The organism is Pseudomonas sp. TR47 (assembly GCF_044143025.1).
Taxonomy (GTDB): domain Bacteria; phylum Pseudomonadota; class Gammaproteobacteria; order Pseudomonadales; family Pseudomonadaceae; genus Aquipseudomonas; species Aquipseudomonas putida_E.
This window is the reverse complement of record NZ_JBHFCS010000068.1, coordinates 1-1,438: the sequence shown is the minus strand read 5'-3', so window position 1 is coordinate 1,438 and position 1,438 is coordinate 1. Positions and strand designations below refer to the sequence as shown.

The 1,438-nt window shown below is 50.4% G+C and carries 2 protein-coding genes and 1 pseudogene; all 3 read right to left on the bottom strand.

Annotated elements, in window-relative coordinates:
* Nucleotides 1-281: pseudogene (locus ACEWE8_RS26045) on the bottom strand (RHS repeat protein); the annotation flags it as partial.
* Between the two features lie 81 nt (nt 282-362).
* Nucleotides 363-677 carry a hypothetical protein gene (locus ACEWE8_RS26040; RefSeq protein ID WP_046788024.1) on the bottom strand — a complete coding sequence of 105 codons (315 nt, stop codon included), beginning with the start codon at nt 675-677 and terminating at the stop codon, nt 363-365.
* Between the two features lie 7 nt (nt 678-684).
* On the bottom strand, nt 685-1,438 hold a 754-nt coding region (locus tag ACEWE8_RS26035; RefSeq protein ID WP_395589445.1), incomplete at its 5' end, for an RHS repeat domain-containing protein.

The following is a 1,438-nucleotide window of genomic DNA, read 5'->3' as shown; positions in this document are numbered from 1 at the left end:
GTAAGCGCCCGTACTTTCCAGCTTGCCGTCGACCACTGTCTCAGCACGCACCAGCCGGTTCTCACAGTCATAGCTATAGCTCTGCAGCTTGCTGTGCTCCGAGCGCTTCTTGATCAGGTTGCCCCACGGGTCGTAGCTGTACTCCTGATCCCGCCAACGCTTGATGCAGTGGTCCTTGACCTTCTCCAACTGCCGCGCATTGAAGTCCAAGCGGTTGGCGGCAGGGTGGTAGCGGACTCCTCACTGCCCACCAGTGGTCCAGTACTGCGGCTGTGCAACTCATGTTTACCCAGCCAAATAAGAGGTGCGGAAGCCGCACCTCAACCTCTATACAACACTATTTGAAGGACGAAACTGCTGGATTAAAATTCTAAAAAAGCATCATTCTGGAAATAATATTTAAAAGCCTCGAAGTAATCCATGGTTGTAGCTGCGGGCAGTTGTCGATCCGTATAATCAATAATATCTTGGATCATAGGGGTATCCAGTGTTTCGATCCATCCTTCACTCGCCACCTGAGGAGGAAGATAATCAGTTGAATCCGGCGCGAAGTCCCGACTATCAAGTGAGAATGCGCCTTTTGTATCTAAGCTCCAATCTGTGTCCGGAAGATAAAGCCAAGAGTCCGGCATCTGATCCAGATTTTCTAATACTTCTCGTATACTATAAGTTTTCATAATTGCCTCAACACGACGTACTTTGTAATTGCTTAAATCCACCTTTTTTATTCGGATGCAAGCTAGTCTGCACCGGTCCTTTCGCCTGGTGCTGCGCCCTTGGAATAAGCTCAATATCTTTAGGGGATTGAGCGTTGTGATGCCAAGAGTGATTCGGTGGACTTCGATCGCTGAATCCTCCTCTCGGGCCAGGCTGAACATGCTCCACTACTTCAGGAGACAAAGCAGCTTTTAGTTCAGGGTATTGTACAGTCCGCTTGTATAGCTCTTCATTAGCATATTTAAAGTGGACCCCTCTGCTCGAACCATGAATGTCTTGCGGCATCTCCACGCTCGACCAGACGCTATATTGTGAGCTAGATAGCGGACGGCCACTACCATCGAAACCAGACCAGCCCAGTGGGTCAACCCAATTTACTGGATTAAGCACATAGAAATATAAATTTAGCCCGCCTGTCAATCCAATCGGATCCTGCGTAGCGAAGCGCCCCACTAGGGGATCGTAATAACGGAACGTGTTGTAGTGTAGAGCCGTTTCTGCGTCCCAATACTGACCTTGGAACCGCAGATTCTGCTCGACCTCATTGATCGTGAGCTGCTCGATCGCGCCCCAGGACCGGTATGTTGCCTGCCAGACAATCTTACCCTCGCTATCAGTCAGCTCCAGCGGCGTACCAATCTGATCGGTATGGAAGTAATAGACCTTCTGCTCTTCCCCTTCCGCCTGATCAACCCGCGCCAACGGCGCATAGCTCCCCGGT

Excerpts from the sequence above, each read along its gene's own strand:
- ACEWE8_RS26040 (WP_046788024.1), bottom strand. The coding sequence starts at position 677 with ATGAAAACTTATAGTATACGAGAAGTATTAGAAAATCTGGATCAGATG.